Source organism: Neisseria sp. P0021.S005, assembly GCF_051956955.1.
Genome location: NZ_JBQCWY010000427.1, coordinates 1 through 2,625, shown reverse-complemented (window position 1 = coordinate 2,625; position 2,625 = coordinate 1). Strand labels below are relative to the sequence as shown.

Genomic DNA, 2,625 nt, shown 5'->3' with positions numbered 1-2,625 from the left:
AAGAAAAAACAGAAAAAGGAACAAAGAGATGTTAGAAGCCTATCGTAAAGCCGCCGCCGAGCGCGCCGCCCTTGGTATTCCCGCCCTTCCTCTGACTGCTCAGCAGACTGCTGATTTGGTTGAGCTGTTGAAAAATCCACCTGCCGGTGAAGGTGAATTCTTGGTTGAGCTGTTGGCTCACCGCGTACCACCCGGCGTGGACGATGCTGCCAAAGTTAAAGCCTCATTTTTGGCTGCCGTTGCCGAAGGCAGCGCATCCAGTCCGCTGATTTCCCCTGAGTATGCTACCGAGCTGTTGGGTACCATGCTTGGCGGTTACAACATTCATGCACTCATCGAACTCTTGGACAATGACAAACTTGCACCTATCGCTGCAAATGGTCTGAAACACACTCTGTTGATGTTTGACTCTTTCCACGATGTTCAAGAAAAAGCCGAAAAAGGCAACAAATACGCGCAGGAAGTTTTGCAATCTTGGGCAGATGCCGAATGGTTCACCTCACGCGCCAAAGTTCCCGAAAAAATCACCGTTACCGTCTTCAAAGTTGACGGCGAAACCAATACAGACGACCTCTCTCCCGCGCCCGACGCGTGGAGCCGTCCCGATATTCCACTGCACGCGCTGGCCATGCTGAAAAACCCGCGCGACGGCATCACACCCGACAAACCGGGCGAAGTCGGTCCGATTAAATTATTGGAAGAACTCAAAGCCAAAGGTCATCCCGTTGCCTACGTCGGCGACGTGGTCGGTACCGGTTCTTCACGTAAATCTGCTACCAACTCCGTCATTTGGCATACAGGTGAAGATATTCCGTTCGTACCGAATAAACGTTTCGGCGGCGTATGCCTGGGCGGCAAAATTGCTCCTATTTTCTTCAATACTCAAGAAGACTCTGGCGCATTGCCGATTGAAGTCGATGTATCTGCTCTGAAAATGGGCGATGTCGTCGATATCCTGCCTTATGAAGGCAAAATCGTGAAAAACGGCGAAACCGTTGCCGAGTTCAGCCTAAAATCTCAAGTATTGCTGGACGAAGTGCAAGCCGGCGGCCGTATTAACCTGATTATCGGTCGCGGTCTGACCGCCAAAGCTCGCGAAGCCTTGAAACTGCCTGCTTCCACCGAATTCCGCCTGCCTCAAGCGCCTGCCGAAAGCAAAGCCGGTTTCACGTTGGCACAAAAAATGGTCGGCCGTGCCTGTGGTCTGCCCGAAGGACAAGGCGTGCGCCCGGGTACTTACTGCGAACCGCGTATGACGACGGTCGGCTCGCAAGACACTACCGGCCCGATGACCCGCGACGAGCTGAAAGACTTGGCTTGTTTGGGCTTCTCCGCCGATATGGTGATGCAGTCTTTCTGTCACACTGCGGCTTATCCAAAACCTGTCGATGTCAGAACCCATAAAGAATTGCCTGCCTTCATCTCTACCCGTGGCGGTGTATCCCTGCGTCCGGGCGACGGCGTGATTCACTCATGGCTCAACCGTCTGTTGTTGCCTGATACAGTCGGTACCGGCGGCGACAGCCACACCCGTTTCCCTATCGGTATTTCTTTCCCTGCCGGCTCCGGCTTGGTTGCTTTTGCAGCAGCTACCGGCGTAATGCCGCTCGATATGCCTGAGTCTGTATTGGTGCGCTTCAGCGGTAAACTGCAACCGGGCGTAACCCTGCGTGACTTGGTGAACGCCATTCCGCTTTACGCAATTAAACAAGGTTTGCTCACCGTTGCCAAAGCCGGTAAGAAAAACATCTTCTCCGGCCGCATCCTCGAAATCGAAGGTCTGCCTGATTTGAAAGTGGAACAAGCCTTTGAATTGACTGACGCGTCTGCCGAACGTTCTGCTGCAGGCTGTACTGTGAAGCTCAACAAAGAGCCGATTATCGAGTACATGAAATCCAATATTGTGTTGATGAAAAATATGATTGCCGACGGCTATCAAGATTCGCGCACTTTGGAACGCCGTATCAAAGCCATGGAAGCATGGTTGGCAAATCCTGAATTGCTCGAAGCGGATAAAGATGCCGAATACGCAGCCGTGATTGAAATCAACATGGACGACATCAAAGAGCCGATTATCGCCTGTCCGAACGACCCGGACGACGTATGCTTCATGTCCGAACGCTCCGGCACCAAAATCGACGAAGTGTTCATCGGTTCGTGCATGACCAACATCGGCCACTTCCGCGCCGCTTCCAAACTCTTGGAAGGTAAAGCGGACATCCCCGTCCGCCTGTGGGTAGCACCGCCGACCAAAATGGACGCGAAAGAGTTGTCCGACGAAGGCCACTACGGCGTACTCGGCCGCGCCGGCGCGCGCATGGAAATGCCGGGTTGTTCACTGTGTATGGGTAACCAAGCACAAGTACACGAGGGCGCGACTGTAATGTCCACTTCTACCCGTAACTTCCCGAACCGTTTGGGTAAAAACACCTTTGTTTACCTTGGTTCGGCTGAGTTGGCGGCAATCTGCTCCAAACTGGGTAAAATCCCGACTGTTGAAGAATACCAAGCCAATATCGGTATCATCAATGAGCAGGGCGACCAAATCTACCGCTACATGAATTTCAATGAAATCGACAGCTACAACGAAGTAGCCGAGAAAGTGAATGTTTAATATAGCAAGGT

General features: G+C 52.5%; 1 protein-coding gene. It reads left to right on the top strand.

Annotation, left to right across the window (positions count from 1 at the left end; all coding sequences use genetic code 11):
- Positions 1 to 28 precede the first annotated feature (28 nt).
- Positions 29 to 2,614 carry a bifunctional aconitate hydratase 2/2-methylisocitrate dehydratase gene (gene acnB, locus ACTHUE_RS15115; RefSeq protein WP_440423904.1) on the top strand — a complete coding sequence of 862 codons (2,586 nt, stop codon included), beginning with the start codon at positions 29 to 31 and terminating at the stop codon, positions 2,612 to 2,614.
- Positions 2,615 to 2,625: the final 11 nt, after the last annotated feature.